The sequence below is a fragment of the Xanthomonas sp. F14 genome, from assembly GCF_014199865.1.
Genome location: NZ_JACHOM010000006.1, coordinates 352,109 through 377,474, shown reverse-complemented (window position 1 = coordinate 377,474; position 25,366 = coordinate 352,109). Strand labels below are relative to the sequence as shown.

Genomic DNA, 25,366 nt, shown 5'->3' with positions numbered 1-25,366 from the left:
AGAGGAAGTTGCCGCCGCTGCACTTCAATCCGCCGTAGCGTCTTTCCGTGTAGCGAGCCGCCCATCATAGCCGGCTTTTCCGTTTCGTCAACACCCTAAATCAAGGAATTTTCGAACCCTTTCCGCTCTGGTTCCGCGTTTGCGGGGCCGTTGCGTCGGGGGAGGCGAACTATAGGCCCAACCGGCGAGTTTGGGAAGGGTTTTGTGAAAAAAATTTCACGATTGTTCCCTTCCCCTGCGGTGACACGTTCTGATAGTCCGCTGTGGCAAGCCGCTGATCCGGCTCAGGCATTCCGGTGCACTTATATAGACGTCACCGCAGAGCGGAGGTTGCCGCCATGCAGCAAGCCTTCGCAGCTCAGCCGCTGACCAGCGCCACGCGGGCGAAATTACGTTTGCCCACCTGGATGACACCTTCGAAACCTGGCCCGAACTGGCGTGCCGGATCTTCGACCACTTCGCCATCGATTTTGACCGCTCGCTCCTTGAGCTTGCGCGTGGCCTCCGAATTACTCGGCGTCAGGCCGGCTGCGGTGAGCAGGCTTGCGATGCGCAGACCTTCGGCCGGTACAGCGACCTCATGCAGCGGCAACAGACTGGTGTCGCCCTGCCCTGTCACTACCGCGTGCCAGCCGGCAATGGCCTGCTCTGCGGTAGCAGCGTCGTGGAAACGTGCGGTGAGTTCGCGTGCCAGCCGCAATTTGACCTCACGCGGGTGCAGTTCACCCGAGGCGACCTGCGCCTTCAGGCGCTCTGCTTCGGCCACGCTGATGTCGAAAGACAGCAGATCGATCCAGCGCCAGGTCAGCTCGTCGCCGATCTTCATGGTCTTGGTGACGATGTCGATGGCCGGCTCGTCGATGCCGATGTAGTTGCCCAGCGACTTGGACATCTTGGCCACGCCGTCCAGGCCTTCCAGCAGCGGCATCGTCAGCACGACCTGCGGGGCCTGGCCGTAGTGCTCCTGCAAGCCACGGCCCATCAACAGGTTGAACTTCTGGTCGGTACCGCCCAGTTCGACGTCCGCCTTCAGGGCAACCGAGTCGTAGCCCTGCACCAGCGGATACAGGAATTCGTGGATGGCGATCGGCTGCTGGCCAGTGAAGCGCTTGGCGAAGTCGTCACGCTCTAGCATGCGCGCCACCGTGTGCTGCGCGGACAGCTTGATCATGTCCGCCGCGCTCATCTGGCCGAACCACTCGGAGTTGAAGCGCACCTCGGTGCGTTCGCGGTCCAGGATCTTGAAGACCTGCTCCTCATAGGTGCGCGCATTGGCCAGCACATCGTCGCGGCTCAGCGGCTTGCGGGTGACGTTCTTGCCGCTCGGGTCGCCGATCATGCCGGTGAAGTCACCGATCAGGAAGATCACCTGGTGCCCGAGCTGCTGGAACTGCCGCATCTTGTTGAGCAACACGGTGTGGCCCAGATGCAGATCCGGCGCGGTGGGATCGAAACCGGCCTTGACCCGCAGGGGCACACCTGATTTCAGTCGCGCTTCGAGCTGATCGAGCTTGAGGATCTCCTCGGTGCCGCGACCGATGAGTGCGAGGGATTCTTCGATAGTGGCCAACCACAGACTCCAGCGGCGTTTGCCGTCAACAACGTGAACGATGTTAAACGCGGGTTAATTCCGCGCCAAATGAAAATGTTGAACAGGCTCAATGGTTTGACGCGCTGTTACAGGCTGTCTATGGTACCGGCGATTGGGCTCGCACTTCGAGCCAGCGAGGAATTTGAACGATGCAGAATTCAGAGCAGGGCCGTGCACGCAAGCGGCGCTTTCACGAACGCCTCCACGTCCTCCACGACACTGCCCTGCATCGCAAGCTCAAGGCGCATCTCCCGGCGGCGTTCAACGACCGGTGGACACGCCGTCATTGGATCCATGCCAGCCTGTTCGCGACCATCGGTGCGCTGGTGGCCACGATCGTGCCGGGCTTCTCCAACGCCATCGATACCCCGCTGTCCAGCCATTCCACGCTGGCCTTGCCGCTGCCGCCGTTGGTGCCGAGCCGCAAGCAACTGGCGCCGAGCACCGATTGGGAAATTCTGCAGGTCAAGTCCGGGCAGACGCTGAGCACCTTGTTCGGCGAGTTGGGAATCCCGACCGCGGTGATGTACCAGGTGCTGGCGCATCCGGGCACCAAGGAGGCGCTGACCAAGCTGCGTCCGGGCGCCGAGATTGCCTTCGATATGCCGACGCCGGGCGAGTTGCGCGCATTGCGCTTCGACCGCGACGACAGCCACCGCGTGGAGTTGCGCCTGCTGGGCGATAGCGTGCGCGAGAACGTCACCGAGCGGGCGACGACCACGCGCACCGTGGTGGCAAGCGGGGAAATCAGCAGCTCGCTGTACGCCTCGGCCGGCAAGTCGGGGCTGTCGCCGGCGGCGGTGGCGGTCATGACCGACGAGATCTTCAAGTACGACATCGACTTCGACAAGGATCTGCAGCCGGGCGATCGTTTCAGCGTGGTGATGGACGAAACCTGGCGCGAGGGCGAGCGGATCAATACCGGCGACATCCTGGCAGCGACCTTTACCACCGGCGGCAAGACCTACACCGGCTTCCGCTTCGAGCGTGCCGGCAAGCCGGCCGAGTATTTCGACATCACCGGCCGGCCGTTGAAGAAGAGCTTCATCCGCATGCCGGTGGCCTACAGCCGCATCAGCTCGACCTTTGGCGCACGCAAGCATCCGGTGCTGGGCACCATGCGCATGCACAAGGGCGTGGACTACGCGGCAGCCTCGGGCACGCCGATCATGGCTGCCGGCGATGCGCGGGTGGTGTTCGTCGGCACCCAGCGCGGCTACGGCAATGTGGTGATCCTGGACCACGGCAGGAACTTCAGCACGCTGTATGGGCATATGTCGCGCTTCGGCAAGATCAAGGCCGGCCAGCGCATCAACCAGGGCACGGTGATCGGCTATGTCGGCATGACCGGCCTGGCGACCGGCCCGCATCTGCATTACGAATTCCGCGTTGCCGGGCAGCAGCGCAACCCGATGTCGGTGACCATGCCGCCGCCCGAGCCCTTGCAGGGTGCCGAGCTGGCCGCCTTCCGCGCGCAGACGGCGCCGGCGCTGGCGCGTATCGAAGGCATGGAGAAGTTGATCTACGCCGACGCCGGCAAGCCCGCCAAGGGCAAGCCGCGCGGTTGAGTGGCGGCGGCTGACTTCTTAGCCGCCGACATGGCCATCGCCGGTCGGATGGCTGCGCGGCGTTCGCGAAGGAGCTGATAGCTCATGCAACGTTGCGGCCGGCACCGGATCGCTGCCAGCGTCCAGTGGAAACCATGATGCCGACGCGACAGTCGGCGCTGCCGCTGCAGCGCTGACTGTCGAGCGTAGAGCCGATTGGCCTCACCGTGAGGCGTGCCGGGGCGGTTGACTCTCCCACCCCGGCTGCACAAGCTGCATGACCACTGTGCAACTGGCTCTGGCATGTCTGCTCCGGAACACCTGGAATCCCCGCTCTACCTGGGCCTGATGTCGGGCACCAGCGCCGACGGCATCGATGCCGCACTGGTGCGCTTTGCCGATGACAGCCATCGCTGCTGCGAACTGGTTGCCGGCACCACCGTGGCCTGGGAGCCGCGACTGCGCGACACACTGGTGATGCTGGGCCAGGGCGCCGACGTGATCGCCATCGATGCGCTTGGACACCTGGATGCGCAGGTGGGGCTGGCGTTTGCGGCCGCGGCCAATCAACTGATCCGCGACAGCGGCATCGCGCGTGGGCGCGTTCGTGCGATCGGCTCGCATGGGCAGACCATTCGGCATCGCCCCAAGGCCGATCCGGCCTTTACCTGGCAGATCGGCGATGCCAGCCGGATTGCCGAGCACACCGGCATTACCACGGTGGCCGATTTCCGCCGTCGCGATGTGGCTGCCGGCGGTCAGGGCGCGCCGCTGATGCCGGCCTTTCATCTGGCCATGCTGGGCACGGGCGATGAAGACCGCGCGGTGCTCAATCTGGGCGGCATCGGCAACCTGACGCTGATCCCGCGCGATGGCGCGGTGCTGGGCTTCGATACCGGGCCAGCCAATGCATTGCTGGACAGCTGGTGCCAGCAGCATCGCGGCACGGCGTTCGATGCCGACGGTGCGTTCGCCGCCAGCGGGCGCGTCGATACCCCACTGCTGCAGGCGTTGCTGGCCGACCCGTGGTTTGCGCTGGCGCCGCCCAAGAGCACCGGGCGCGAGCAGTTCCATCTGGACTGGGCGATGCGGGCGATGCGGTCGCTGGGAGACGTGGCGCTGTCTGCGGCCGATGTGCAGGCGACCCTGCTCGAACTGACCGCGGCCAGTGTCGCCGACGCGTTGCTGCGGCTGCAGCCCGATACCCGCCGGGTGCTGGTGTGCGGTGGCGGGGTGCGCAATCCGGTATTGATGGCACGACTGGCGGCGCGACTGCCGGGCGTGGTGGTGGAATCCAGCGCGCGGCATGGGCTGGATCCGGACTATCTGGAGGCGATGGGGTTCGCATGGTTGGCCGCGGAGCTGCTCGCAGGCCGGGCCGCCAATCTGCCGTCGGTGACCGGGGCGGCCGGGCCGCGGTTGCTGGGAGCGATCCATCCGGCGTGACAGGCCTGGATCAGTTGCGAGCGCCCGCAGTCGCAACATCCTCGCGCCGGATGGATTCGCACGCGAGGCAGCGCTGGCTGACCGTTTGCAGCTACGGGCTATTCCCCGCCGGCAGCGCCTTGAGCGCGGCAATCGCTTCGGCCAGGGCATCGACTTCCGGGTGTTGCAGGCCGCCGGTGACTTCGTATTCGCTGGCGAACAGGCCCTGTTCGAGCAGATGCATCACGGTCTGATGCTGGGTCCAGCCGCGAGCGACGGAGATGCGACGGATCCTGTCCACCAGCAATGGATCGATGTCCCGCAACACCAGATCGGTCATGCCCTGCCTCGTGCACTGCGCTGCCCCGCCTGCATCATCGGCAACCTGGGCGGCCGTTTCAATCCGGGCGCCCATCGCGGGCATCCAGCCGCGGCCACAGCCAGGCGAGCAGGGCCAGCGTGGGAACCACGGTCAGGGCGCTGAGGATGAAGAAGGTGCTGTAGGAGGTGGCCTCGACCAGGAACCCGGACACACCGCCGGCGAATTTACCCGGCAAATTGGCCAGCGACACCAGCAAGGCGTACTGGGTGGCGGTGAAATTGCGATTTGTCAGCGATGACATGAAGGCCACCAGCACGGTGCCGGCGAACCCCTGGAACAGATTGTCGGCACTGAGTGCGGCGTAGAACGCCCACAATTTGCCAGGGTTCTGCGCCATCAACAAAAACGCCAGGTTGGACAGCGCCACGCCCAGGGCGGCCACCAGCAGCATGCGACGGAAGCCGAACGCAGCCACCGCCGCACCGCCGGCGAACGCGCCGACGATGCCCATCCACACGCCGAACAGCTTGGACACTGTGGCGATGTCGGCCTTGGTGTAGCCCGAATCCAGATAGAACGGCCCGGCCATCACGCCGATCACCTGATCCGGGAATTTGAACAGGCCGACAAATGCCAGCAGGACGATACCCAGCGCCAGCCCATTGCTGGAGAAGAAACTGGAAATGGGCTGCCAGAATGCGCCGGCTACGTCGATGCGACGCACCACCGTGACCAGCGGCCGGTCCGGCTCGCGGCATACCAGGGTGGTGATGATCGGCAGCAGCATCAGCGCCGACATGGCCAGGTACGCCGAAGTCCAGTTGAGGTATTCGGCCAGATACAGCGCCCCGGCGCCACCGAGGATCAGGCCGATCCGATAGCCCAGGGTGTAAGTCGCCGCCAAGGCGGCCTGCGCGGTATCTGGAGCAATTTCGATGCGGTAGGCATCCACCACCGAATCCTGCGTGGCGCCCCAGAACGAGGCGAACAGCACCCAGGCGACCAGGCCGGTGACACTCATGTCCGGGCGCGAAAACGCCAGTGCGAACAGGCCGGCAGTGACGCCGAGTTGCGAGACCAGCAGCCAGGAACGCCGGCGGCCCAGAAACGCGATGATCGGGAACGCATAGCGGTCGATCAGCGGAGCCCACAGGAACTTGAGCAGGTAGAAGAAGCTGGCCAGGCTGATCAGACCGATGCTGCCCAGATCCAGCCCGACGTCGCGCAGCCGGGTGGACAGGGTCTGCGAGGCGATCAACAGAAACGGCAGACCGCTGCCGAAACCCAGCAGTGCCATGGTTGCCGCCGATGGCGTGGCGAAGGCCTGCCGGATGCCGCGCAGTCCTTTGTAGTTGGGTACAGGCTTAGTCATGCGCGTGGCCGCTGGGAACGGGTGCTGATTGTTGCCGGGCGGGCAGTATCGCTGGCCGCTGCACGGATTGACCTGCCGGAAAGGCATGATTGGCTCCATGAAGGATCAATCACCATCAGGCTGCGGCCAGGCACAGCCTGCACGCACTCGACGTTGATCTGCATGGGGTGGCTAGAAGCACACCGCTGGGGGGCCTGGCCAACCGTTCCCATGCTCGTCGCTGCCAGCCGCGCGCCCTCACTCACTCCGCGTAATCCACGATGTACGGCGCGTGGTCGGAGAAGCGCTGCTCGCGGTAGATGGAGCAGGCCTTCACCTTGTCGCGCAGGCCGGGGGTGACCAGTTGGTAGTCGATGCGCCAACCGACGTTGTTGGTGCGCGCTGCGCCGCGGTTGCTCCACCAGGTGTAGTCCTGGCCCTGGGGATGCAGCACGCGGTAGGTGTCGACCCAGCCGCGGCCGCTGGCGGCGCTGGCGTCTTCCAGCGCATCGGCGCACAGGCCGTTGAGCCAGTCGCGCTCGGGCGGCAGGCAGCCGGAATTCTTCTGGTTGGACTTCCAGTTCTTGATGTCCAGCGCCGAGCGCACGATGTTCCAGTCGCCGCACAGCACGTACTGCCGGCCGCTGGCCAGCCACTGCTCCAGGATCGGCCGCAGCCATTCCATCACCTGGAACTTGTAGCCCTGGCGCAACTCGCCCGAGGAGCCGGACGGGATATAGAAGGACACCACGCTGAGGTTGCCGAAGCGCGCTTCGACATAGCGGCCTTCTTCGTCGAACTCGGGCCAGCCCAGCGCAGTGCGCACTTCATCGGGCTCGTGCCTGCTGTAGATGGCCACGCCGCTGTAGCCCTTCTTGGTGCTGGCGTCGCGGAACCAGGCCTTGTAGCCGCTGGGCAGGAACTTGGGACCGGCCAGCTGATGCTCCTGGGCCTTGGTCTCCTGCACGCACAGCACGTCGGCGTCCTGGTCGGCGAACCACTCGAAGAAACCCTTGGTGACGGCCGAGCGCAGGCCGTTGGCGTTGAAACTGATGATGCGCATGAATGAAGAGCCGGGATTCGGGAATGGGGATTGGAGATTCGGGAAAGCGTACCGCATCAGCGGATGCCGCAAGGCGCGACCGGCTATGCTTTCCAATCCCGAATCCCCATTCCCCAATCTCGTCACCATGACCGACCACCGCACCCGTTTCCTGCAGCTGGCCCTGGGCGCCGATGCCCTGCGCTTTGGCGAGTTCACGCTCAAGTCCGGGCGGCTCAGCCCGTATTTCTTCAATGCCGGGCGCTTCGATTCGGGCGCCAAGACTGCGCAGCTGGCGCAGTGCTACGCCGATGCGATCGACGCGGCCGGGGTGGAGTTCGACCTGTTGTTCGGGCCGGCCTACAAGGGCATCCCGCTGGCGACCGCGCTGGCCTGCGCCTATGCCGGACGCGGGCGCGACCTGCCGCTGGCGTTCAACCGCAAGGAAGCCAAGGACCATGGCGAGGGCGGCAGCCTGATCGGTGCGCCGCTTGAGGGCCGCAAGGTGTTGATCGTCGACGACGTGATCACCGCCGGCACCGCGATCCGCGAGGCGCTGGGCATCATCCGTGGCGCCGGCGGCATTCCGTCCGGGATCGTGGTGGCGCTGGACCGGCAGGAGATCGCCTCCGAGCAGGATCGCCGCTCGGCTGCGCAGGCGGTGGCGGCCGAGGCCGGCATCCCGGTGATCGCGGTGGCCAACCTGGGCGACCTGCTTGCTTTTGCGGCAGGAAACGCCGACCTTGTCGGCTTCCGGGAACCGCTGCTGGCCTATCGTGGCCGCTACGGCACCGACACCACAGGCTGACGGCAGGCGACAGGGGGCTGCGATGATGCCGAGACACACCCGTTTGGCGTTACTCGCCGCCGTTGCGGCAGCCGTCGCCGCGCCTGCCATCGCGCAGGACAAGCCGGCCGCGAAGAAACTGTATTGCTGGAACCAGAACGGCGCCCGGGTGTGCAGCGATACGCTGCCGCCGGAAGCGGTCAATCAGGCGCGTGACGAATTCAACGCCAAGAGCGGCCTGCGCAGCGCCGAGGTGCAGCGCGCCATGAACAGCGACGAGCGCGCCGCAGCAGCCGCCAGCGAGCAGCAACGCCAGGCCGACCTGGCCGCCGAGCAGATGCGCCAACGCACCGACCAGGCGATGTTGATGTCCTACCAGAGCGAGGACGACCTGCGCCGGGTCTTCAACGAGCGCATCGCCATCGTCGACAACAACATCCACACCGCGCGTTTCAACGTGACCAGCCTGCGCGAAGGGCTGGCCAGCATGCTGCGCAGCGCCGGCGACCGCGAACTGGCCGGCCAGGCGGTGGCCGACAAGCTGGCCGCCGACATCCAGCAACGCCATCGCGAGCTGATGGCGCAATTGCGTCTGCAGACCAGCTTCGAGCAGCAACGGGTGGCGCTGGACGGCGAGATCGCCGACATCCTGCAGCGCTACCGGGCGATGAAGGAGCCGCCGGCCGGCGCGGCGCCCACCGGCTGACCGGCGCAGCCGTCATTCCCGCCCGTGCAGCGCACTGCGGCGGGCGGCATTTCCCGATCCGACGCCCTGCCCGCATAATGGCCGGTCTTACTCCCTGCCCACGAGGCTCTCCCGCATGGCCCGGATCATCGCCATTGCCAACCAGAAAGGCGGCGTCGGCAAGACCACGACCGCGGTCAATCTGGCGGCCGGCCTGGCGCGCGCGCCCAAGCGTGTGTTGCTGGTGGATCTGGACTCGCAGGGCAACGCGACCATGGGCAGCGGCATCGACAAGCGCGACGTGGCCGCCTCGACCTGCGACCTGTTGCTGGGCGAAAACACCGCCGCCGAAATCCGCGTCACCGCGCCGGAAGGCTTCGACCTGCTGCCGGGCAACATCGACCTGACCGCGGCCGAGATCCAGCTGATGGATCAGGGCGAGCGCGAGCAGCGGCTCAAGCGCGCCCTGGCGCCGATCCGCGACGAGTACGACTTCATCCTGATCGACTGCCCGCCGGCGTTGTCGCTGCTGACGCTCAATGCCCTGACCGCGGCCGATTCGATCATCGTGCCGATGCAGTGCGAGTACTACGCGCTGGAAGGACTGACCGCGCTGCTGGAAACCATTGAGGCGTTGCGCGCCAACCTCAATCCGGCGCTGGAAATCGAAGGCGTGCTGCGCACGATGTTCGACATCCGCAACAACTTGGCCAATGCGGTGTCGGCCGAGCTGACCGAGCATTTCGGCGACAAGGTGTTCCGCACCATCGTGCCGCGCAACGTGCGCCTGGCCGAGGCGCCCAGCCATGGCCAGAGCATCGTCGGTTACGACCGCACCTCGCGCGGTGGCGTGGCCTACCTGGGGCTGGCCGGCGAAATCGTGCGCCGCCAGAACGACCGCAACAAGGCCTACCGGCCCGTGGAGACCGTCTGATGAACAAGCCGATCCCCGCAAAGAAGCGCGGCCTGGGCCGTGGCCTGGAAGCGCTGCTGGGGCCGAAGGGCGCGGCCGCCGCCGCGGCGCCGAGCGTGGCCAGCGAGGAGGCCTTGCAGCCGGGCGACAGCCTGCGCCGGTTGCCGGTCACCCAGTTGCAGCCGGGCAAGTACCAGCCGCGCAAGGAGATGGACGAGGTCAAGCTGGCCGAGCTGGCGGAGTCGATCAAGGCGCAGGGGGTGATCCAGCCGATCGTGGCGCGCGAGCTGGCACCGGGGCAGTTCGAGATCGTGGCCGGCGAACGTCGCTGGCGCGCCTCGCAGCTGGCCGGGCTGAGCGAAGTCCCGGTGGTGGTGCGCGAGCTGGACGACCGCACCGTTATCGCGATGGCGCTGATCGAGAACATCCAGCGCGAAGACCTCAACCCGCTGGAAGAAGCGCAGGCGCTGCAGCGCTTGATCGACGAATTTTCGCTGACCCACGCCGAGGCTGCCGGTGCGGTGGGCCGCTCGCGTGCGTCGGTGTCCAACCTGCTGCGGCTGCTGGAATTGCCGGTGGCGATCCGCGTGCTGCTGGAAACCCGCCGCCTGGAAATGGGCCATGCGCGGGCGCTGCTGACCCTGGCGCCGGAGCTGGCCAGCAAGCTGGCGCAGGAAGCGGCCGACCAGGGCTGGTCGGTGCGCGAGGTCGAACACCGTGCGCAGCAGTTCGCCGCCGGCAAGGTGCCCGGCGCATTGCGCAAGGGCAAGCCGGCCGCCGCTGCGCCGCAGGCCGATATCGCCTCGCTGGAAACCGAACTGTCCGAATCGCTGGGCACCAAGGTGGTGTTCAACCACGGCCGCGGCGGCAAGGGCAAGCTGGTGATCCACTACACCGACCTGGACACGCTGGACGGCGTGCTCGAACGCCTGCGCCTGCAGCGCAGCTGAGCCTGTGCACCCGCACCAGGAGCATCCCCGGCAATGAATCCCGCCAAGGTCGATCGCAAGCACCTGCTGCATCTGACCGACCTGCCGAACGTGGGGCCGGCCTGCGAAAAGGATCTGCAGCGGATCGGCATCCGGGTTGCCGCGCAGTTGCGCGGTCGCGATGCCTACGACATGTATGCGCAGCTGTGTCTGTGCACCGGCGTGCTGCACGACCCCTGCGTGATCGACGTGTTCCTGTCGATCACGCGCTTCATGCAAGGCGAGGCGCCACGGCCGTGGTGGGCGTTCAGCGCCGAACGCAAGGCAACCCTGGCCAGCGAAGCACCGCTCAGTCTGGGGTGAGTGCGCGCATGCGATCAGGTGCGGCCATCAACCGGAGCAACCCATGAGCACTGAAGACGACCAGATCAGCCCCGGCGGCAGCACGCTGATGCTGCACGCGCAGGAAAAGGCGTTCGAGCCGGCACACGGCGGCGACTGCATCGAGCAGATCAGCGCACATATCGAGCAGCACCTGGGGCCGATCTCGGCCGTGCTGCACGAAATCATTTCCGACGCCGTGCATCTGGACGTACATGTGGTGCCCGCCACCGCGGATGTCCCGTACCTGCGGCTGGTGACCTCGGGCATGAGCGACCGGCCGATGACCCTGCCCGAAGGTGTGGAAGCGCCGCAGTACATGGAGCTGATGCTGAGCCTGCCCGCCGATTGGCCGATGGACCAGCGCGACTTCGAAGACCCGCGCCACTACTGGCCGGTCCGCCTGCTCAAGACCCTGGCCCGGCTGCCGCACAAGTTCGAGACCTGGCTGGGCTTTGGCCACACCATTCCCAATGGCCACCCGGCCGAACCCTACGCACCCGGCGTGCGCTTCGACGGCGCCATCGTGCTGCCGCCGGTGAGCACGCCCGAGGGATTTGCGCGCCTGGCCATCGATGCCGACAAGACCATCGTGTTCATGACGGTGGTGCCGCTGTATCCGGAGGAGATGGCGCTGAAACTGAAGGACGGCAGCGATGCGCTACTGGATCGCTTCGATGCCAAGGGGATTGGGGACATCATTGCGCTCGATCGCGTCAACGTCGCCAAAAAGCGCTTCGGGCTGTTCTGAGCGCCACCTGCCCGCCCGCTCCGATATCTCCAGGACCACTGCAATGACCATTCTCGTCACCGGCGCCGCCGGTTTCATCGGGGCCTACACCTGCCGCGCGCTGACTGCGCGCGGTGAGTCGGTGGTGGGCCTGGACAACTACAACAGCTACTACGACCCGCAGCTCAAACGTGACCGGGTGGCGGCGCTGTGCGCGGGCATCGATATCCGCACGCTGGACCTGACCGACCGCGACGGCCTGGCCGCGTTGTTCGACCAGATCCGGCCCACGCGCGTGGTGCATCTGGCCGCGCAGGCCGGGGTGCGTTACTCGCTGGAAAACCCGTCCGCCTACGTCGACAGCAACCTGGTCGGCTTCGTCAACATGCTCGAACTGTGCCGGCACCGCGGCGTGCAGCATCTGGTGTATGCCTCGAGCAGTTCGGTGTACGGCGACTCGGCCACCCCGCCGTTTTCCGAAGACCAGCGCGTGGACCAGCCGCGCTCGCTGTATGCGGCGACCAAGGCCGCCAACGAACTGATGGGCTATACCTATGCGCAGCTGTACGGCCTGCGCGCGACCGGGCTGCGGTTCTTCACCGTGTACGGGCCGTGGGGCCGGCCGGACATGGCGCCGCTGATCTTCAGCCGCGCGGTGCTGGCGGGGCGGCCGATCGAGGTGTTCAACCACGGCAGGATGCAGCGCGACTTCACCTTCGTCGACGACATCGTGGCCGGCGTGCTGGGCGCGCTGGACGCGCCCAGCGGCGAGCCAGTGCCGCACCGGGTGTTCAACCTGGGCAACCACACCCCGGTGGAGCTGGAATACTTCATCGACGTGATCGCCCAGGCCGCCGGGCGCCCGGCCGAGAAGGTCTACCGGCCAATGCAGCCGGGCGACATGATCCGCACCATGGCCGATACGCAGCGCGCGCACGCCGCCTTCGGCTTCGAGCCGGCCACCCCGGTCGAGCACGGCCTGCCGCAGGTGGTGGACTGGTGCCGCAGTTATTTCGGTGAGCGCGCCTAGGGCACAGGTTCGCTTCATGCCTGACTCAGACAGTCAGGGCACAATGCGCGATCTTTTTCGCTCAGCCTTCATCTGGCACCACGAATCCATGAGCCAACCCCAGCTTTCCGTCGTCGTCCCGGTGTTCAACGAGCGCGACAACGTCGCCGCCCTGGTCGGCGAGATCGTCGCCGCCTTGCGCGGGCTGGTGGCGTTCGAGATCGTCTATGTCGACGACCACTCGCGCGACGACACCCTGGCGGTGCTGCAAGGCCTGAAGACCACCACGCCGGAACTGCGCGTGCTGCATCACGTGACCCAGAGCGGCCAGAGCACGGCGGTGCGCAACGGCGTCAAGGCCGCGCGTGCGAGCTGGATCGCAACGCTCGACGGCGACGGCCAGAACGATCCGGCCGACATTCCCAAATTGCTGACCGCACGCGCCAGTGCCGAGCCGCAGGTGAAGCTGTTCGCCGGCTGGCGGGTGAACCGCCAGGATTCGGGGTCCAAGCGCTGGGCCAGCAAGTGGGCCAACGCGATCCGTTCGCGCATGCTGCACGACAACACCCCCGATACCGGCTGTGGCATCAAGCTGTTCGAGCGCGAGGCGTTCCTGGACCTGCCCTACTTCGATCATATGCACCGCTATCTGCCGGCATTGATGCAGCGTGCCGGCTGGCGCACGGTGAGCGTGCCGGTGCATCACCGCCATCGCACCGCCGGCGTGTCCAAGTACAACAACCTCAATCGCGCGCTGGTCGGCATCCGCGACCTGCGCGGCGTGGCCTGGTTGATCACCCGCAGCAAGCGCACCGTGGTGCAGGAGCGCTGATGGAACTGCATTGGCTGGATCAACCGCTGACCTGGCTGTACTGGACCGGGCTGCATGTCACCGGCTGGAAGCTGATCGGCTATGTGGGCGCACTGATGTTCGGCGGCCGCTGGCTGGTGCAGTTCGTCGCTTCCAAGCGCGCCGGCAAGCCGGTGATCCCGCGCATGTTCTGGTACATGAGCGTGGTCGGCAGCCTAATGACGCTGAGCTACTTCGTGTTCTCGGCCAAGCAGGATTCGGTGGGCGTGCTGCAGAACCTGTTTCCGGCGTTTACCGCGTTCTACAGCCTGTATCTGGATGTGAAGCATCGCGGCTGGAGGCGGGATCGGGCGGTGCATTGAGCGGGGATTGGGGAGTGGGGAGTGGAGATTCGTAAGTGCGGCACTCCTGCTCGACGTTTCCGGGCTTTGAGGCGATGCTGGTTGCGTAGCTGAGCTGATTGAGCGTGCTGCATTGGCTCTGCTTTCGGTGGATAACGTCAGGGGCTCGCTAGCTGCGGTCAACGCGTTTTTTCGTACGTCGCGATGCGCTGGTTACCGACCTGGAATGAGGCGCGTGGCCGATGCCGCGGCTGTTTGCTCATCGGCATGCTGTGCCTATGTCCAGCGCGCTCCTCCATCGTCCGTTGTCCGGGTCGGCGCCGCTTGCGGCGCATTGGCACCTGCGGCTGTACACGCATCAGCAGGTGCCGTTGTTTGCCGACTGGCGTTGCGCGCGGGCGGCAGCGGCCAGCCTTGCGGCGGCCGGTCATTGGCAGGGTGCACAGTTGCTGTGCTGGGTGCTGCTGCCGGACAGTTGGTGCGCGCTGTTGCAGGCGCCGGGCAAGGCTGCGCTGCTGCAACTGGCTTGGGTCGCACGACAGGCGGCTGCCGAGGCGGTCAATCGCGCGCGCGGCCGTGGCGGGACGGTGTGGCAGCCGCAGATGCAGGCGTCGGCGCTTGCGCCGACTGAGGACCATCGACAGTTCGCGCGCGCGCTGGTGGCGTTGCCATTACGCGCAGGGCTGGCCGCGCGGATCGGTGGGTATCCGTACTGGGATGCGGTCTGGCTGTTGCATGACCACGCTGCACACGGCGCCGCGATTGCAGCGCTTGATGATCGCGCACGTATGCCGGGTCCGGAAGGCAGGTGACCGTGATCGCGTGCAGTCGTCTGGCTTGAGCCGGAAAGACCGACCCGCGTCTTCGCCTGTCAGCCTTGCGGGATATCTGTGCGAGCGATGTCTGCTCGATCAACATTTGACGTCCAGCGGCACCTGCTCGATCAACGTCTGACGTCGAGCGGCGTCTGTTCGGTCGACGTCTGAGGTCGACCGCCTACGCCTGTCGGAGCGGGCTGCGCGCTGCGGTGATGGCCTGCATCTGCCTGCGCCGAGCACGGTGTGATCGGCAGCTGTGGCGACGCGACCTGCCCTGGCGGTAAGCCGGCAGGGCAGTCGCCCGGGACGCACCGGTCGATCAGAATTCCAGCGGATGGTCCGGCAGCAGGGCCTGCAACTGGCTGCGGAACAACCCGCGAATCCGCTGCAGTGCGTCTTCGGTGTCGGCCTCGAAGCGCAGCACCAGGATCGGCGTGGTGTTGGAGGCACGCACCAGGCCCCAGCCGTCGGCGAAGTCCGCACGCAGCCCGTCGATCGTCGATAGCCGCGCCGATTCGAATGGCGATTCCTCACCAGCCTGGGCACGCTCGACAATGCGCGCGACCAGCGCGTGCGCATCGCCGTCCACCGGCACCTTGATTTCCGGGGTGGACACGCTTTCGGGCAGGGCGTCCAACACCTCCGACGGGGTTTCCTCGCGCTGGGCCAGGATTTCCAGCAGGCGTGCGGCCGCATAGATGCCGTCGTCGAAGCCGTACCAGCGCTCCTTGAAGAAGAAGTGCCCGCTCATCTCGCCGGCCAGTTCGGCGTCGGTCTCGCGCATCTTGGCCTTGATCAGCGAATGCCCGGTCTTCCACATCAACGGGCTGCCGCCGTTGCGCAGCACGTGATCGGACAACTTGCCGGTGCACTTGACGTCGTAGATCACCAGCGCGCCGGGATTGCGCTGCAGCACATCGGCGGCGAACAGCATCAGCAGACGGTCCGGGAACACCATGGAACCCTGCTTGGTGACCACGCCCAGACGATCGGCATCGCCATCGAAGGCCACGCCGATATCGGCATCGAAGCGCTGCACCATCTTGACCAGGTCGTCGAGGTTGTGCGGCTCGCTCGGGTCGGGATGATGATTGGGGAAGGTGCCGTCGATCTCGCAGTACAGCGGGATGACCTCGGCGCCGATCGCTTCCAGCAGGCGCGGCGCGATATCGCCGGCCACGCCGTTGCCGGCATCCACCACCACCTTGATCGGGCGGTCCAGCTGCACGTCGTCGGCGATGCGCTGGATGTAGGCGTCGCTGATGTCGCGCTGTTCCAGATCGCCAGGCGTTGCCGCAGTGTGCAGGCGGCCTTCGTTGATGCGCTGGTGCAGTTCGGCGATCGCCGCTCCGGACAGGGTCTCGCCACCGATCACGATCTTGAAGCCGTTGTAGTCGGGCGGATTGTGGCTGCCGGTGACCGCCACGCAGCTGCCGGCGCGCAGTTCGTAGGCGCCGAAATACACCACTGGAGTGGGCGCCAGGCCGATGTCGATCACCTGGCAGCCGGCGCGGCGCAGGCCGTCGATCAGGCCATTGGCGAGCTCCGGGCCCGATAGCCGCCCATCGCGGCCGACCACCACCTCGCGCAGGCCCTGCGCCTGCATCACGCTGCCGATGGCCTGGCCGATCAACGCGGCGACGCCGGGATTGAGATCCTTGCCGACCACGCCACGGATGTCGTAGGCGCGGAACATCTCGCTGGCGACCTGCACGGCCGGCACCAGCGCTGGCGGTGAGGGCGGCGCATCTGCGTCCAGCGGGCGCGCCTGGCTGGCGAGGCTGGCGTCGTGCTGCAGGCTCTGGCTGAAGGTGGGTTCGTCGGCGGTTGGCTCGCCGGCCACGCGGCAAGGCGACGCGGCCACGGCTGGCCAGCACCAACAGCACGGCGATGACGAGCAGCAGCGCGGCCACGATCGCGCAGCCCACGGCGCCCAGACCCAGCGGGCCGTCATCGCGTTGTGGTACCGCGGCGGCCACGCGCAGGCCGCTGTTACCCAGGGGCCTGGCCAAGGTCTCGGCAGCATCGGCCAGCACCAGATCGCCCTGCTGGGCAACGTTGTAGCTGCCCTGGCGCAAGGCCAGGTACGCGCTGCCGGGCACTGCGATCGCATCCAGCGGGCCGGTCAGACGTAACAACGGCAGCCGCGCGTACGCCACCGCCGGTTGCGCGCCCAGGCGCACCGCTGCCGCTACGCCGAGACGGACCTGCTTGGCATCGCGCACCACGTGCACCTGCGCACGCTCGGCCACCAGTGCCGACTCGAGCAGGCTCAGCCGCGCGTAGCCGAAGTCCTTGGGATTGTCGTAGGCGGCAGCGAGGTCGCCGGACAGGACCTGCACATCCTCGGCGCCCTTGAAGCGCTCGCGGATGCTCGAAGCGGCCGCCAGCGCGTCGCCATTGGCCAACGCGGCGATGACCTGTGGCTGCTTGAGCACGGCATCGAGCTGGCTGGCCTGCTGGGCCATGGCCCGGCTGATGTCCTGTACGGCGCGGTCGCGCGCCTGTTCCAGCTCCTGCGCAACCGCATCCTGGCGCCATTGCGTGTAGCTGCTCCAGCCGAACCAGGCAGCCAGCAGCACCAACACCCCCCCCAACACCGGACCACTCGTACGCACGCTGGACATCGACTGCCTGCGCTCGTTCGCCTTGCTCATGTGACGTCCCCCGTCAGCGCACGCCGGTGTGGCCGAATCCACCCGCTCCCCGCGCGCTGTCGACGAAAGTATCCACCACTTGCAAGCCCACGCGCACGATCGGCAGGATCACCAGCTGTGCGATGCGGTCGCCCGGCTCGATGGTGAAGGCCTCACGGCCGCGATTCCAGGTGCTGATCAGCAGCGGCCCCTGGTAATCGGCATCGATGAGCCCGGTGCCGTTGCCGAGCACGATGCCGTGGCGATGGCCCAGGCCCGAGCGCGGCAGGATCACCGCGCACAGCTGCGGGTCGGCCAGATGGATGGCGATGCCACTGGGAATCAGCGCCGCATCGCCCGGTTCCAGCGTCATCGGCGCTTCCAGCGCGGCGCGCAGGTCCATGCCGGCGCTGGCGTCGGTGGCGTAGGCCGGCAGCGGCCACAGATCGCCAAAGCGCGGGTCGAGCAGCTTCACCTGCAAGGACTGGGTCGGGGTGCTCATGCCTGCAATCTCTCCGCGATCAGGGCCAACAGCTGGTCGGCCAATTCGGTCTTGCTGCTGCTGGGGAAGGCGCGCTCGCCGCCCTGCCAGTAGGCGGTGGCGGCGTTGTTGTCGCTTTCGAAGCCGCCGCCCTCGATCCCCACCTGGTTGGCGATGATCAGGTCCAGCCGCTTGGCGGCCAGCTTGCCACGCGCGTAATGCTCCACGTCGTGCGTTTCGGCGGCAAAGCCGACCACCAGCTTCAGCGCGCCGGTCTGCGCGGCGACCTCGGCCAGGATGTCCGGGGTGCGCACCAGTTCCAGGGTCAGCGTCTCGCCGGTCTTCTTGATCTTCTGCGCGACCACCCGCTTGGGGGTGTAGTCAGCCACTGCGGCGGCGCCGATGTAGATGTCGGCCGGGAACGCGCCCAGCACCGCATCGCGCATCTGCGCAGCCGAACGCACGTCGATCCGCCGCACCCCGGCCGGGGTGGTCTGGTGCACCGGGCCGCTGACCAGTACCACGTCGGCGCCCTGGCTGGCAGCGGCAGCGGCCAGGGCATAGCCCATCTTGCCGCTGCTGCGGTTGCCCACGTAGCGCACCGGGTCCAGGTCCTCGAAGGTGGGGCCGGCGCTGATCACGATGCGCAGGCCGTCCAGTTGCGCGCTGCTGGGCACGAACGCCGGGGCGGCAGCAGCCTTGGAGGCGAGCGGCGCGGCGCTGCCGGCACCGCCGGCCAGGGCGGCGATGATCGCCGCCGGCTCGGCCAGCCGGCCGGGGCCGGACTCGCCTTCGGCCAGCGGGCCGTCCTCGGGACCGACCACGCGCACGCCGCGCGCGGACAGGGTCGCCACGTTTGCCTGCGTGGCCGGGTGCAGCCACATGCGGTGGTTCATTGCCGGGGCCACGGTCAGCGGCGCGGTGGTGGCCAGGCACAGCGTGCTGACCAGATCGTCGGCCAGGCCGTGCGCCAGCCGCGCCAGCAGGTCGGCGGTGGCCGGGGCGACGATCACCTGATCGGCCCAGCGCGCCAGTTCGATATGTCCCATCGCCTGCTCGGCGGCACTGTCCCACAGCGTGGTGCGGGTGGGCTGCCCGGACAGTGCCTGGAAGCTGAGCGGGGTGACGAATTGTTGCGCGCCGCTGGTCATGGCGACCTGCACCTGCGCACCGGCGTCGCGCAGGCGACGGACCAGTTCGAGCGATTTGTAAGCGGCAATGCCTCCGCCGACGCACAGCAGCAAGCGCTGTCCGTCCAGGGGGCGGGCCTGAGTGGAGCCGATCACGTCGGAGTCGTCCTACGGTTACAAGGACAACTAGATTAGCCGATGCCCCCGTCCGGCCTGATAGGCGTGAGCGATGAGCACCGGCAATCTCGCCATATGCACATTCACGACTGGCCCACCCACGAACGCCCGCGCGAGAAACTGCTGGCGCGCGGGGCGCCTGCCCTGTCCGATGCCGAGCTGCTGGCGATCTTTGTCGGCTCCGGCCTGCGCGGCCAGGACGCCGTCCAGACCGGACGCAATCTGCTGCTGCGCCACGGCCCGCTGCGCGTGCTGCTGGATCACACGGCGCCCGCCCTGGCGCGCCTGCCCGGCCTGGGTCCGGCCTCAGCCTGCAAGCTCAGTGCGGCGCTGGAACTGGCGCACCGCCACCTGCTGAGCGCACTGGAACGCGGCGACGCGCTCAGCGACCCGCCCAGCGTCGGCCGCTACTTTTCGCAGCGGCTGCGTGCGCGCCCCTACGAGGTGTTCGCGGTGCTGTACCTGGACACCCGCCATCACGCCATCGCCTTCGAGGAAGTGTTCACCGGCACCATCGACGGGGCCGACATCCACACGCGCGAAGTGGTGCGGCGGGCGCTACTGCACAATGCCGCGGCGGTGATCGTCGGGCACAACCACCCTTCAGGCAATCCGGAGCCGTCCGAGGCCGACCGCGCGGTCACCCGGCGCCTGCTGGATGCGTTTGAGCTGGTGGATATCCGCCTGCTGGACCACTTCGTGATCGGCGACGGGCGTCCGGTCTCGCTGGCCGAGCGCGGCTGGCTGGGATGAGCGCGCGGCGGTGACCTGAACCATCGGCCCGACCCCGGGGCGCGCGGTCGGGTAAAATCGCTGGTTTCGTTCCAAGCAGATCCCACGTGAAAGCCCAACTCCGCGCACTGATCGGCCAAGGCATTGAAGCCTTGCGCGCCAACGGCACCCTGCCTGCCGACACCCTGCCGCCGGATTTTGTGGTCGAGCGGCCCAAGACGCGCGAGCACGGCGACTTCGCCACCAATGCCGCGATGCTGCTGGCCAAGCCGGCGCGCAGCAACCCGCGCGCGCTGGCCCAGGCGCTGGTCGCCGCATTGCCGGCCAGCGACGACGTGGCCAAGGTGGAGATCGCCGGCCCGGGCTTCATCAACTTCCATCTCGCCCCCACCGCCTACCAGCGCGAAGTGGCGCATGTGCTCAAGCAGGGCCACGACTACGGCCGCGGGCTGGCCGGCAACGGCCGCTCGGTGGGCGTGGAATACGTCTCGGCCAACCCGACCGGCCCGCTGCACGTCGGCCACGGCCGCGCCGCGGCGATCGGCGACAGCCTGGCACGCGTGCTCGATGCCAACGGCTGGAACGTCAAGCGCGAGTTCTACTACAACGATGCCGGCGTGCAGATCGAGAACCTGGCCCTGTCGGTGCAGGCGCGCGCGCAGGGGCTCACCCCCGACAGCGACGGCTGGCCGGAGAACGGCTACCGCGGCGACTACATCGCCGATGTGGCCACCGCCTACCTGGCTGGCGACACCGTCGACCTGGAAGGCCACCTGGTCACCGGCGGCAAGGACCCTGCCGATTTCGACGCGATCCGCCGCTTCGCCGTGGCCTACCTGCGTAACGAGCAGAACCACGACCTGGCCGCGTTCCGCGTCGATTTCGATATCTATTTCCTGGAAAGCTCGCTGTACAAGGACGGCAAGGTCGAAGAGGCGGTGCAGAAGCTGATCGCCTCCGGCCATACCTACGAGGAAGGCGGTGCGTTGTGGTTGAAGTCCACCGACTTCGGCGACGACAAGGACCGGGTGATGCGCAAGTCCGACGGCACCTACACCTACTTCGTGCCGGACGTGGCCTATCACCTGACCAAGTGGCAGCGCGGCTACGAGCGCGCGATCACCGAGCTGGGGGCCGATCACCACGGCTCGCTGACGCGCGTGCGCGCCGGCCTGCAGGCGCTGGAACTGGGCATCCCGCAAGGCTGGCCGGAGTACGTGCTGCACCAGATGGTCACGGTGATGCGCGGCGGCGAGGAAGTGAAACTGTCCAAGCGTGCCGGCAGCTACGTCACCCTGCGCGATCTGATCGAGGAAACCAGCGCCGATGCGGTGCGCTGGTTCCTGATCGCGCGCAAGCCCGACTCGCAGCTCACCTTCGACATCGACCTGGCCCGGCAGCAGAGCAACGACAACCCGGTGTTCTACGTGCAGTACGCGCATGCCCGCGTCTGCAGCGTGCTGCGGCAGGCGCAGGAGAAGGGCTACAAGTACGAGCAGGCGCATGGACTGGCCGAGCTGGCGCGCCTGGACGACGAGCATTCGCTCAACGTCATGGTCGAGCTGTCGCGCTATGCGGAGGTGGTGGAAATCGCCGGGCAGACGCTGGAGCCGTACCAGATCGCGCAATACCTGCGTGAATTGGCGCACGCCTTCCACACGTGGTATCACAACACCAAACTGCTGGTGGACGATGCCGCAGAGCGCGACGCCAAGCTCACCCTCGCCGTCGCCACGCAACAGGTGCTCGCCAACGGCCTGGAACTGCTTGGCGTCAGCGCCCCAGAAAAGATGTAAGCCGGGCCGCATGGCCCGCAACGACGTGATTCGGAGAAGTGGTAGATGGCAGCACGACGCGGTAAGAGTCAGGCGCGACGCAACACCAGCAATGGCACCCCCGGTTGGGTGTGGTTGGTGGCGGGCGCTGCGATTGCGGCAGTGATCTTTCTGGCCGCGCCCAACCTGTTCAAGAAGGACGGCGACGGCTTCCTGCGCGTAGGCCCGCGCGCCAACCCCGACGCACAGCCCGAGCCGGTGGCCGATGCCGACGTGGATACGCCGGCCGAGCTGCCCAAGCCCAGCGCGCAACCGCCCAAGCCGCAGGCCAAGCCGGGCGATGCGCAGACCCAGTACGACTTCTATACCTTGCTGCCCGGCAAGGAGGTGCAGATGTCCGATGCCGAGCTGGCGGCCAGCGCGCGCGCCGAGGAAGCTGCACGTGCGCGCGCCGCATTGGAAGGCAAGCCGGTCGCGCCTGCACCGGGTGCGAGTGTGGCGGCAGCCACGCCGGCCGCCAGCGTGCCGGTCCCGTTGACCGAAACGGCCGCCAGCGCGCCGAAGCCATTGGCCGAGACCGCCCCGGCACGCCCGGCCGCCACCCCGGCCCCGGCCAGCACTGCGGCACTGAGCACGCCGGCTGCAACCGCTGCGCCGAAGCCGGCAGCGACAGCAGCAGCTGCCACCCCGGCAGCTGCCTCTGCAGTGACCGACAACACCCGCTACATCCTGCAGGCCGGCTCGTTCGGCGCCTCCGGCGATGCCGAATCGACCAAGGCCAAGCTGGCGATGATGGGCCTGGCCGCACGCGTGGAGTCGGCCGACATCAGCGGCAAGACCGTCTACCGCGTGCGCATGGGGCCGTACGGCAGCGCCAGCGAACTGGCAGAAGCCAAGCAGAAACTGACCGGTAGCGGCTTGCCCGCCATTGCGATCAAGGCGCAGTAGCCGCCGTGCTGCAGCGCACCGCCGGCCTGTGGTTGTGGTGGGGACTGATCGGCGCGGCGCACGCCACCGAGCAGATTCCCGACCGCATCCGGATCGACGGGCAGGACGCGGTGCTGCTGGCCGAGCCATTGGCGCCGGTGCTGGACGACCAGGCCACCTGGCAACGGTTCGTGGCGCATGCGCGGCCGGCGCTGGGCAGTTGCAGTGCAAACTGGCGCGGCTACCAGGCCGATTGGCGCGTGGAGCAGACGAAGGTGCTGCTGGATCGCATCGTCATCGGTGCCTGCGACACCGCGCCGCCGGCGTTACCGCTCGAGGTGTTGTTCCCCGGACGAACCGCCCCGGTCGCCGCGGACTGGATCGACGGTGAGCTGCTGATCGCCCTGCCAACCGCCGCGAGCGCCGGCGACACCGCACCCGGCACCGCAGAAGCACCGTATCTGCTCCTGCAGGTGCAACACGGCCGCGTAGTGACGCGCGAGCCGCTCAGTGAGGCCGAGCTGCGCGCGCGCCGTGCCCAGGCCCACGCACCCGGCGCTGCCACCACCCCCTGATCCCTTTGCCTGACCCCCTCGTTCGCAGGAGTTATCCCCCATGTCCAAGACTGTTCTGATCACCGGTGCCACCTCCGGATTCGGCAGCGCCGCCGTGCGCCGGTTTGCCGCCGCCGGCTGGAAGATCATCGCCACCGGCCGCCGCGCCGAGCGCCTGGATGCGTTGGCGGCCGAGCTGCCCGCCGGCCAGGTGCACACCGCAGCCTTCGACATGCGCGATGCGCAGGCCTTGTCGGCAGCGATCGACGCATTGCCGGCCGAGTTTGCCGACATCGATGTGCTGGTCAACAACGCCGGGCTGGCGCTGGGCACCGCGCCTGCACAACAGGCCGACCTGACCCAGTGGCAGCAGATGATCGACACCAATGTGACCGCGCTGGTCACCCTCACCCACCGCCTGCTGCCGGCGCTGATCGCACGCCGCGGCGCCATCATCAACATCGCCTCGGTCGCGGCGACCTACCCCTACACCGGCGGCAACGTGTACGGCGGCACCAAGGCGTTCGTGCAGCAGTTTTCGCTGGGCCTGCGCGCGGACCTGCACGGCACCGGCGTACGCGTGACCTCGATCGAACCGGGCATGGCCGAAACCGAATTCACCCTGGTGCGCACCGGCGGCAACCAGGCCGCCTCCGACACGCTGTACCGCGGCGCCACCCCGATGACCGCCGAGGACATCGCCGAGCAGATCTTTTACGTCGCCAGCCTGCCGGCGCATCTGAACATCAATCGGCTGGAAATCATGCCGGTCACGCAGTCGTTCGCTGGTTTCCAGGTGGCGCGCGACGCGCAGTGACGATGGCCTGCAACGCCAATGCCTCGGTCGCGTCGCGATCCGATGGTGGGTTGGTCGGCGCGTTGGCAGATTGCGCCGCATCCAAGCTCGGTGCGGCGCGGCAACCGGCGTACCGCCAGGGCTGATGACAACGCCGCGCATTGCGCGGCGTTTTGCTCTGCCTGGTCAGCCGCGATCGGCGGCAGCCAACGGCTGCGCGCCTGGCCGCAGCATCCTGTCGCGCAGTTGCAGGAACGGGCGCTCCACCGCGTAGTGCAACAGCGCGCCGCCCAGCACTGCCACCAGGCCATACACCGCAAATGCCAGCACGCCCCGCCCCTCCAGCGCCGGGCCGAACCAGCCCTGGGTGAGATGGAAGACGGCCTTGTGGGTCAGATACAGGCTGTAGGAGATGGCCGCCAGCCATGCCGCGCCCGGCACACGCAAACCGCCAAGCACACCGCTGCTGGCAGTGCCGGCGAGCACCAGCAAGGCCAGCCCCAGCGACAGCACCGGCCAGCCCACCGCATTGCCGATCAGGCCGGTGCGCTCGCGGAACAGCCACAGTGCCAGCGCCAGAATCGCCACGCCGGCACACAGGATGGCGTTGCCGTGTTGCTGCAGCCGTTGCCAGAGCGTGGGGCGAAACACCTTCAGTACCGCCAGCACGACACCGGCCAGCAGACCGTCCAGACGGTTCCAGGTCGGGTAGTAGATGTCTTCGATAAACCAGTTGCGCTGCAGACCGACGCCAGCGCTGTCCAGGGCGGTGTTGTGCCACCAGATGCCGGCACGCAGCGCGATGCCTGCAACCACGACCAGCACGCAGAGCACGCCAAAGCGTGCGGCCGAGGGCCGACGCAGCAGCAGCGTCGCCAGCAACGGAAACACCAGATAGAAATGTTCTTCCACGCACAGCGACCAGGCGTGCGAGAACGCGGCATCACGGCCGTAGTCGACGAACAGGTTCAGGGTGAAGGTGACGAACATCCACCACGGCGCCAGCCCCGGCGACTCGCGAAAGTCCGGCCACGCCATGTAGATCACCAGCACCAGCAAGAACGCCGGCAGGATGCGAAACGCGCGGCGCAGATAGAACTCCTTGAAGTCCAGGCGTTGCCCGCGCGCCAGCGGCCTCAGCACCTGCGTGCCGATCAGAAAGCCGCTCAGGACGAAGAACAGGTCCACGCCCATCCAGCCGTAGCGCGACAACCACGCCCAGTCCGGCCCCAGACCGCCGACCACGAAGGAATGGAACAGCATCACCCAGACAATGGCGAGGCCACGCAGCAGATCGAGAGCGGGGTAGCGCATGCGGGCGATGCAAAGCCGAGGGAGCCCGATTGTGCCGCATCCTACCGATGCGACGATGCCGGCGCTGGCCGCATTCGCCAGCTCGGATCAGCAATGCAGACGCTGTTTCCACCTCACTCCGTCATGCAGGCATGGTCCGGCCGCCCCCCCATCGGCGACAGC

The 25,366-nt window shown here is 67.3% G+C and carries 24 protein-coding genes and 1 pseudogene; 17 read left to right on the top strand and 8 right to left on the bottom strand.

What is annotated here, in order from left to right; genetic code table 11:
- Positions 1 to 358: 358 nt before the first annotated feature.
- Positions 359 to 1,570 (bottom strand): tyrosine--tRNA ligase, encoded by a 1,212-nt coding sequence (tyrS, locus tag GGR73_RS19995; protein ID WP_104577262.1) that lies wholly within the window; start codon positions 1,568 to 1,570, stop codon positions 359 to 361.
- Between the two features lie 170 nt (positions 1,571 to 1,740).
- On the opposite strand from tyrS, the gene GGR73_RS19990 reads away from it, so the two are divergent.
- The gene (locus tag GGR73_RS19990; protein ID WP_024940463.1) at positions 1,741 to 3,159 is read left to right on the top strand and encodes a M23 family metallopeptidase; all 1,419 of its coding nucleotides are present in this window, start codon (positions 1,741 to 1,743) and stop codon (positions 3,157 to 3,159) included.
- 282 nt (positions 3,160 to 3,441) lie between these two features.
- Positions 3,442 to 4,584, top strand: a complete 1,143-nt coding sequence (locus tag GGR73_RS19985; protein WP_184458470.1) for an anhydro-N-acetylmuramic acid kinase — start codon at positions 3,442 to 3,444, stop codon at positions 4,582 to 4,584.
- A gap of 91 nt (positions 4,585 to 4,675) precedes the next feature.
- Here the strand turns inward: GGR73_RS19985 and GGR73_RS19980 are convergent, their stop codons facing one another.
- From GGR73_RS19980 to GGR73_RS19970, 3 genes are all read right to left on the bottom strand, one after another.
- Entirely contained in the window at positions 4,676 to 4,903 is a 228-nt protein-coding gene (locus GGR73_RS19980) for a hypothetical protein (RefSeq protein ID WP_016901952.1), read from the bottom strand.
- A 58-nt stretch (positions 4,904 to 4,961) separates the two neighbouring features.
- Positions 4,962 to 6,257, bottom strand: a complete 1,296-nt coding sequence (locus GGR73_RS19975; RefSeq protein ID WP_184458468.1) for an AmpG family muropeptide MFS transporter — start codon at positions 6,255 to 6,257, stop codon at positions 4,962 to 4,964.
- Positions 6,258 to 6,498: 241 nt separating this feature from the next.
- Positions 6,499 to 7,299, bottom strand: a complete 801-nt coding sequence (locus GGR73_RS19970) for an exodeoxyribonuclease III (RefSeq protein ID WP_184458466.1) — start codon at positions 7,297 to 7,299, stop codon at positions 6,499 to 6,501.
- A gap of 127 nt (positions 7,300 to 7,426) precedes the next feature.
- Between GGR73_RS19970 and pyrE the strand changes: the two genes are divergently transcribed.
- The 10 genes from pyrE (at position 7,427) to GGR73_RS19920 (ending at position 14,676) form a co-directional block, all read left to right on the top strand.
- Entirely contained in the window at positions 7,427 to 8,086 is a 660-nt protein-coding gene (pyrE, locus tag GGR73_RS19965; RefSeq protein WP_024940459.1) for an orotate phosphoribosyltransferase, read from the top strand.
- Between the two features lie 22 nt (positions 8,087 to 8,108).
- Positions 8,109 to 8,771: a hypothetical protein gene (locus tag GGR73_RS19960; protein ID WP_184458464.1), complete on the top strand. Its 663-nt coding sequence runs from the start codon at positions 8,109 to 8,111 to the stop codon at positions 8,769 to 8,771.
- 115 nt (positions 8,772 to 8,886) lie between these two features.
- A complete protein-coding gene (locus GGR73_RS19955; RefSeq protein WP_016901957.1) occupies positions 8,887 to 9,684 on the top strand; it encodes a ParA family protein in 798 nt (265 codons plus the stop codon).
- Positions 9,684 to 10,613 carry a ParB/RepB/Spo0J family partition protein gene (locus GGR73_RS19950; RefSeq protein ID WP_024940457.1) on the top strand — a complete coding sequence of 310 codons (930 nt, stop codon included), beginning with the start codon at positions 9,684 to 9,686 and terminating at the stop codon, positions 10,611 to 10,613. Before GGR73_RS19955 ends, GGR73_RS19950 begins: the two co-directional genes overlap by 1 nt.
- Positions 10,614 to 10,646: 33 nt before the next feature.
- The gene (locus tag GGR73_RS19945) at positions 10,647 to 10,955 is read left to right on the top strand and encodes a helix-hairpin-helix domain-containing protein (RefSeq protein WP_024940456.1); all 309 of its coding nucleotides are present in this window, start codon (positions 10,647 to 10,649) and stop codon (positions 10,953 to 10,955) included.
- 43 nt (positions 10,956 to 10,998) lie between these two features.
- Entirely contained in the window at positions 10,999 to 11,724 is a 726-nt protein-coding gene (locus tag GGR73_RS19940; RefSeq protein WP_054591270.1) for a suppressor of fused domain protein, read from the top strand.
- Positions 11,725 to 11,767: 43 nt separating this feature from the next.
- Complete coding sequence (locus GGR73_RS19935) at positions 11,768 to 12,733, top strand: NAD-dependent epimerase/dehydratase family protein (RefSeq protein ID WP_184458462.1); 966 nt, start codon at positions 11,768 to 11,770, stop codon at positions 12,731 to 12,733.
- An 88-nt stretch (positions 12,734 to 12,821) separates the two neighbouring features.
- Positions 12,822 to 13,544, top strand: a complete 723-nt coding sequence (locus GGR73_RS19930; RefSeq protein WP_024940453.1) for a glycosyltransferase family 2 protein — start codon at positions 12,822 to 12,824, stop codon at positions 13,542 to 13,544.
- Positions 13,544 to 13,885 carry a lipid-A-disaccharide synthase N-terminal domain-containing protein gene (locus tag GGR73_RS19925; protein WP_016901963.1) on the top strand — a complete coding sequence of 114 codons (342 nt, stop codon included), beginning with the start codon at positions 13,544 to 13,546 and terminating at the stop codon, positions 13,883 to 13,885. The genes GGR73_RS19930 and GGR73_RS19925 overlap by 1 nt, the downstream gene beginning before the upstream one ends.
- 257 nt (positions 13,886 to 14,142) lie before the next feature.
- Positions 14,143 to 14,676: a hypothetical protein gene (locus GGR73_RS19920; RefSeq protein ID WP_456363012.1), complete on the top strand. Its 534-nt coding sequence runs from the start codon at positions 14,143 to 14,145 to the stop codon at positions 14,674 to 14,676.
- Between the two features lie 325 nt (positions 14,677 to 15,001).
- Here the strand turns inward: GGR73_RS19920 and GGR73_RS20405 are convergent.
- From GGR73_RS20405 to coaBC, 3 genes and pseudogenes are all read right to left on the bottom strand, one after another.
- A pseudogene (locus GGR73_RS20405) lies at positions 15,002 to 17,339 on the bottom strand (phosphomannomutase/phosphoglucomutase).
- Positions 17,340 to 17,352: 13 nt separating this feature from the next.
- The gene (gene dut / locus GGR73_RS19910; protein WP_016901966.1) at positions 17,353 to 17,820 is read right to left on the bottom strand and encodes a dUTP diphosphatase; all 468 of its coding nucleotides are present in this window, start codon (positions 17,818 to 17,820) and stop codon (positions 17,353 to 17,355) included.
- Positions 17,817 to 19,085, bottom strand: a complete 1,269-nt coding sequence (coaBC, locus tag GGR73_RS19905) for a bifunctional phosphopantothenoylcysteine decarboxylase/phosphopantothenate--cysteine ligase CoaBC (RefSeq protein ID WP_024940449.1) — start codon at positions 19,083 to 19,085, stop codon at positions 17,817 to 17,819. Before coaBC ends, dut begins: the two co-directional genes overlap by 4 nt.
- Positions 19,086 to 19,181: 96 nt before the next feature.
- On the opposite strand from coaBC, the gene radC reads away from it, so the two are divergent.
- The 5 genes from radC to GGR73_RS19880 all read left to right on the top strand — a co-directional run bounded on the left by radC (position 19,182) and on the right by GGR73_RS19880 (position 23,911).
- The gene (gene radC / locus GGR73_RS19900) at positions 19,182 to 19,859 is read left to right on the top strand and encodes a RadC family protein (RefSeq protein ID WP_049818219.1); all 678 of its coding nucleotides are present in this window, start codon (positions 19,182 to 19,184) and stop codon (positions 19,857 to 19,859) included.
- 86 nt (positions 19,860 to 19,945) lie between these two features.
- Entirely contained in the window at positions 19,946 to 21,634 is a 1,689-nt protein-coding gene (gene argS / locus GGR73_RS19895; RefSeq protein ID WP_016901969.1) for an arginine--tRNA ligase, read from the top strand.
- A gap of 45 nt (positions 21,635 to 21,679) precedes the next feature.
- The gene (locus GGR73_RS19890) at positions 21,680 to 22,561 is read left to right on the top strand and encodes an SPOR domain-containing protein (RefSeq protein WP_039524849.1); all 882 of its coding nucleotides are present in this window, start codon (positions 21,680 to 21,682) and stop codon (positions 22,559 to 22,561) included.
- A 5-nt stretch (positions 22,562 to 22,566) separates the two neighbouring features.
- Positions 22,567 to 23,115, top strand: a complete 549-nt coding sequence (locus GGR73_RS19885) for a hypothetical protein (RefSeq protein WP_184458458.1) — start codon at positions 22,567 to 22,569, stop codon at positions 23,113 to 23,115.
- Positions 23,116 to 23,155: 40 nt separating this feature from the next.
- A complete protein-coding gene (locus GGR73_RS19880; RefSeq protein WP_016901972.1) occupies positions 23,156 to 23,911 on the top strand; it encodes an SDR family NAD(P)-dependent oxidoreductase in 756 nt (251 codons plus the stop codon).
- Between the two features lie 165 nt (positions 23,912 to 24,076).
- Here the strand turns inward: GGR73_RS19880 and GGR73_RS19875 are convergent, their stop codons facing one another.
- Positions 24,077 to 25,204: an acyltransferase family protein gene (locus GGR73_RS19875; RefSeq protein WP_179466000.1), complete on the bottom strand. Its 1,128-nt coding sequence runs from the start codon at positions 25,202 to 25,204 to the stop codon at positions 24,077 to 24,079.
- Between the last annotated feature and the right edge of the window lie 162 nt (positions 25,205 to 25,366).

What these genes read in the sequence shown, in the direction of transcription:
- GGR73_RS19990 (WP_024940463.1), top strand. Translation starts at nt 1,741, where the DNA reads ATGCAGAATTCAGAGCAGGGCCGTGCACGCAAGCGGCGCTTTCACGAA.
- GGR73_RS19875 (WP_179466000.1), bottom strand. Translation starts at nt 25,204, where the DNA reads ATGCGCTACCCCGCTCTCGATCTGCTGCGTGGCCTCGCCATTGTCTGG.
- GGR73_RS19930 (WP_024940453.1), top strand. Translation starts at nt 12,822, where the DNA reads ATGAGCCAACCCCAGCTTTCCGTCGTCGTCCCGGTGTTCAACGAGCGC.
- pyrE (WP_024940459.1), top strand. Translation starts at nt 7,427, where the DNA reads ATGACCGACCACCGCACCCGTTTCCTGCAGCTGGCCCTGGGCGCCGAT.
- GGR73_RS19935 (WP_184458462.1), top strand. Translation starts at nt 11,768, where the DNA reads ATGACCATTCTCGTCACCGGCGCCGCCGGTTTCATCGGGGCCTACACC.
- GGR73_RS19950 (WP_024940457.1), top strand. Translation starts at nt 9,684, where the DNA reads ATGAACAAGCCGATCCCCGCAAAGAAGCGCGGCCTGGGCCGTGGCCTG.
- GGR73_RS19920 (WP_456363012.1), top strand. Translation starts at nt 14,143, where the DNA reads ATGTCCAGCGCGCTCCTCCATCGTCCGTTGTCCGGGTCGGCGCCGCTT.
- radC (WP_049818219.1), top strand. Translation starts at nt 19,182, where the DNA reads ATGCACATTCACGACTGGCCCACCCACGAACGCCCGCGCGAGAAACTG.
- GGR73_RS19925 (WP_016901963.1), top strand. Translation starts at nt 13,544, where the DNA reads ATGGAACTGCATTGGCTGGATCAACCGCTGACCTGGCTGTACTGGACC.
- GGR73_RS19955 (WP_016901957.1), top strand. Translation starts at nt 8,887, where the DNA reads ATGGCCCGGATCATCGCCATTGCCAACCAGAAAGGCGGCGTCGGCAAG.
- GGR73_RS19960 (WP_184458464.1), top strand. Translation starts at nt 8,109, where the DNA reads ATGATGCCGAGACACACCCGTTTGGCGTTACTCGCCGCCGTTGCGGCA.
- dut (WP_016901966.1), bottom strand. Translation starts at nt 17,820, where the DNA reads ATGAGCACCCCGACCCAGTCCTTGCAGGTGAAGCTGCTCGACCCGCGC.
- GGR73_RS19980 (WP_016901952.1), bottom strand. Translation starts at nt 4,903, where the DNA reads ATGACCGATCTGGTGTTGCGGGACATCGATCCATTGCTGGTGGACAGG.
- GGR73_RS19945 (WP_024940456.1), top strand. Translation starts at nt 10,647, where the DNA reads ATGAATCCCGCCAAGGTCGATCGCAAGCACCTGCTGCATCTGACCGAC.
- GGR73_RS19890 (WP_039524849.1), top strand. Translation starts at nt 21,680, where the DNA reads ATGGCAGCACGACGCGGTAAGAGTCAGGCGCGACGCAACACCAGCAAT.
- GGR73_RS19975 (WP_184458468.1), bottom strand. Translation starts at nt 6,257, where the DNA reads ATGACTAAGCCTGTACCCAACTACAAAGGACTGCGCGGCATCCGGCAG.
- GGR73_RS19985 (WP_184458470.1), top strand. Translation starts at nt 3,442, where the DNA reads ATGTCTGCTCCGGAACACCTGGAATCCCCGCTCTACCTGGGCCTGATG.
- GGR73_RS19970 (WP_184458466.1), bottom strand. Translation starts at nt 7,299, where the DNA reads ATGCGCATCATCAGTTTCAACGCCAACGGCCTGCGCTCGGCCGTCACC.
- GGR73_RS19880 (WP_016901972.1), top strand. Translation starts at nt 23,156, where the DNA reads ATGTCCAAGACTGTTCTGATCACCGGTGCCACCTCCGGATTCGGCAGC.
- GGR73_RS19940 (WP_054591270.1), top strand. Translation starts at nt 10,999, where the DNA reads ATGAGCACTGAAGACGACCAGATCAGCCCCGGCGGCAGCACGCTGATG.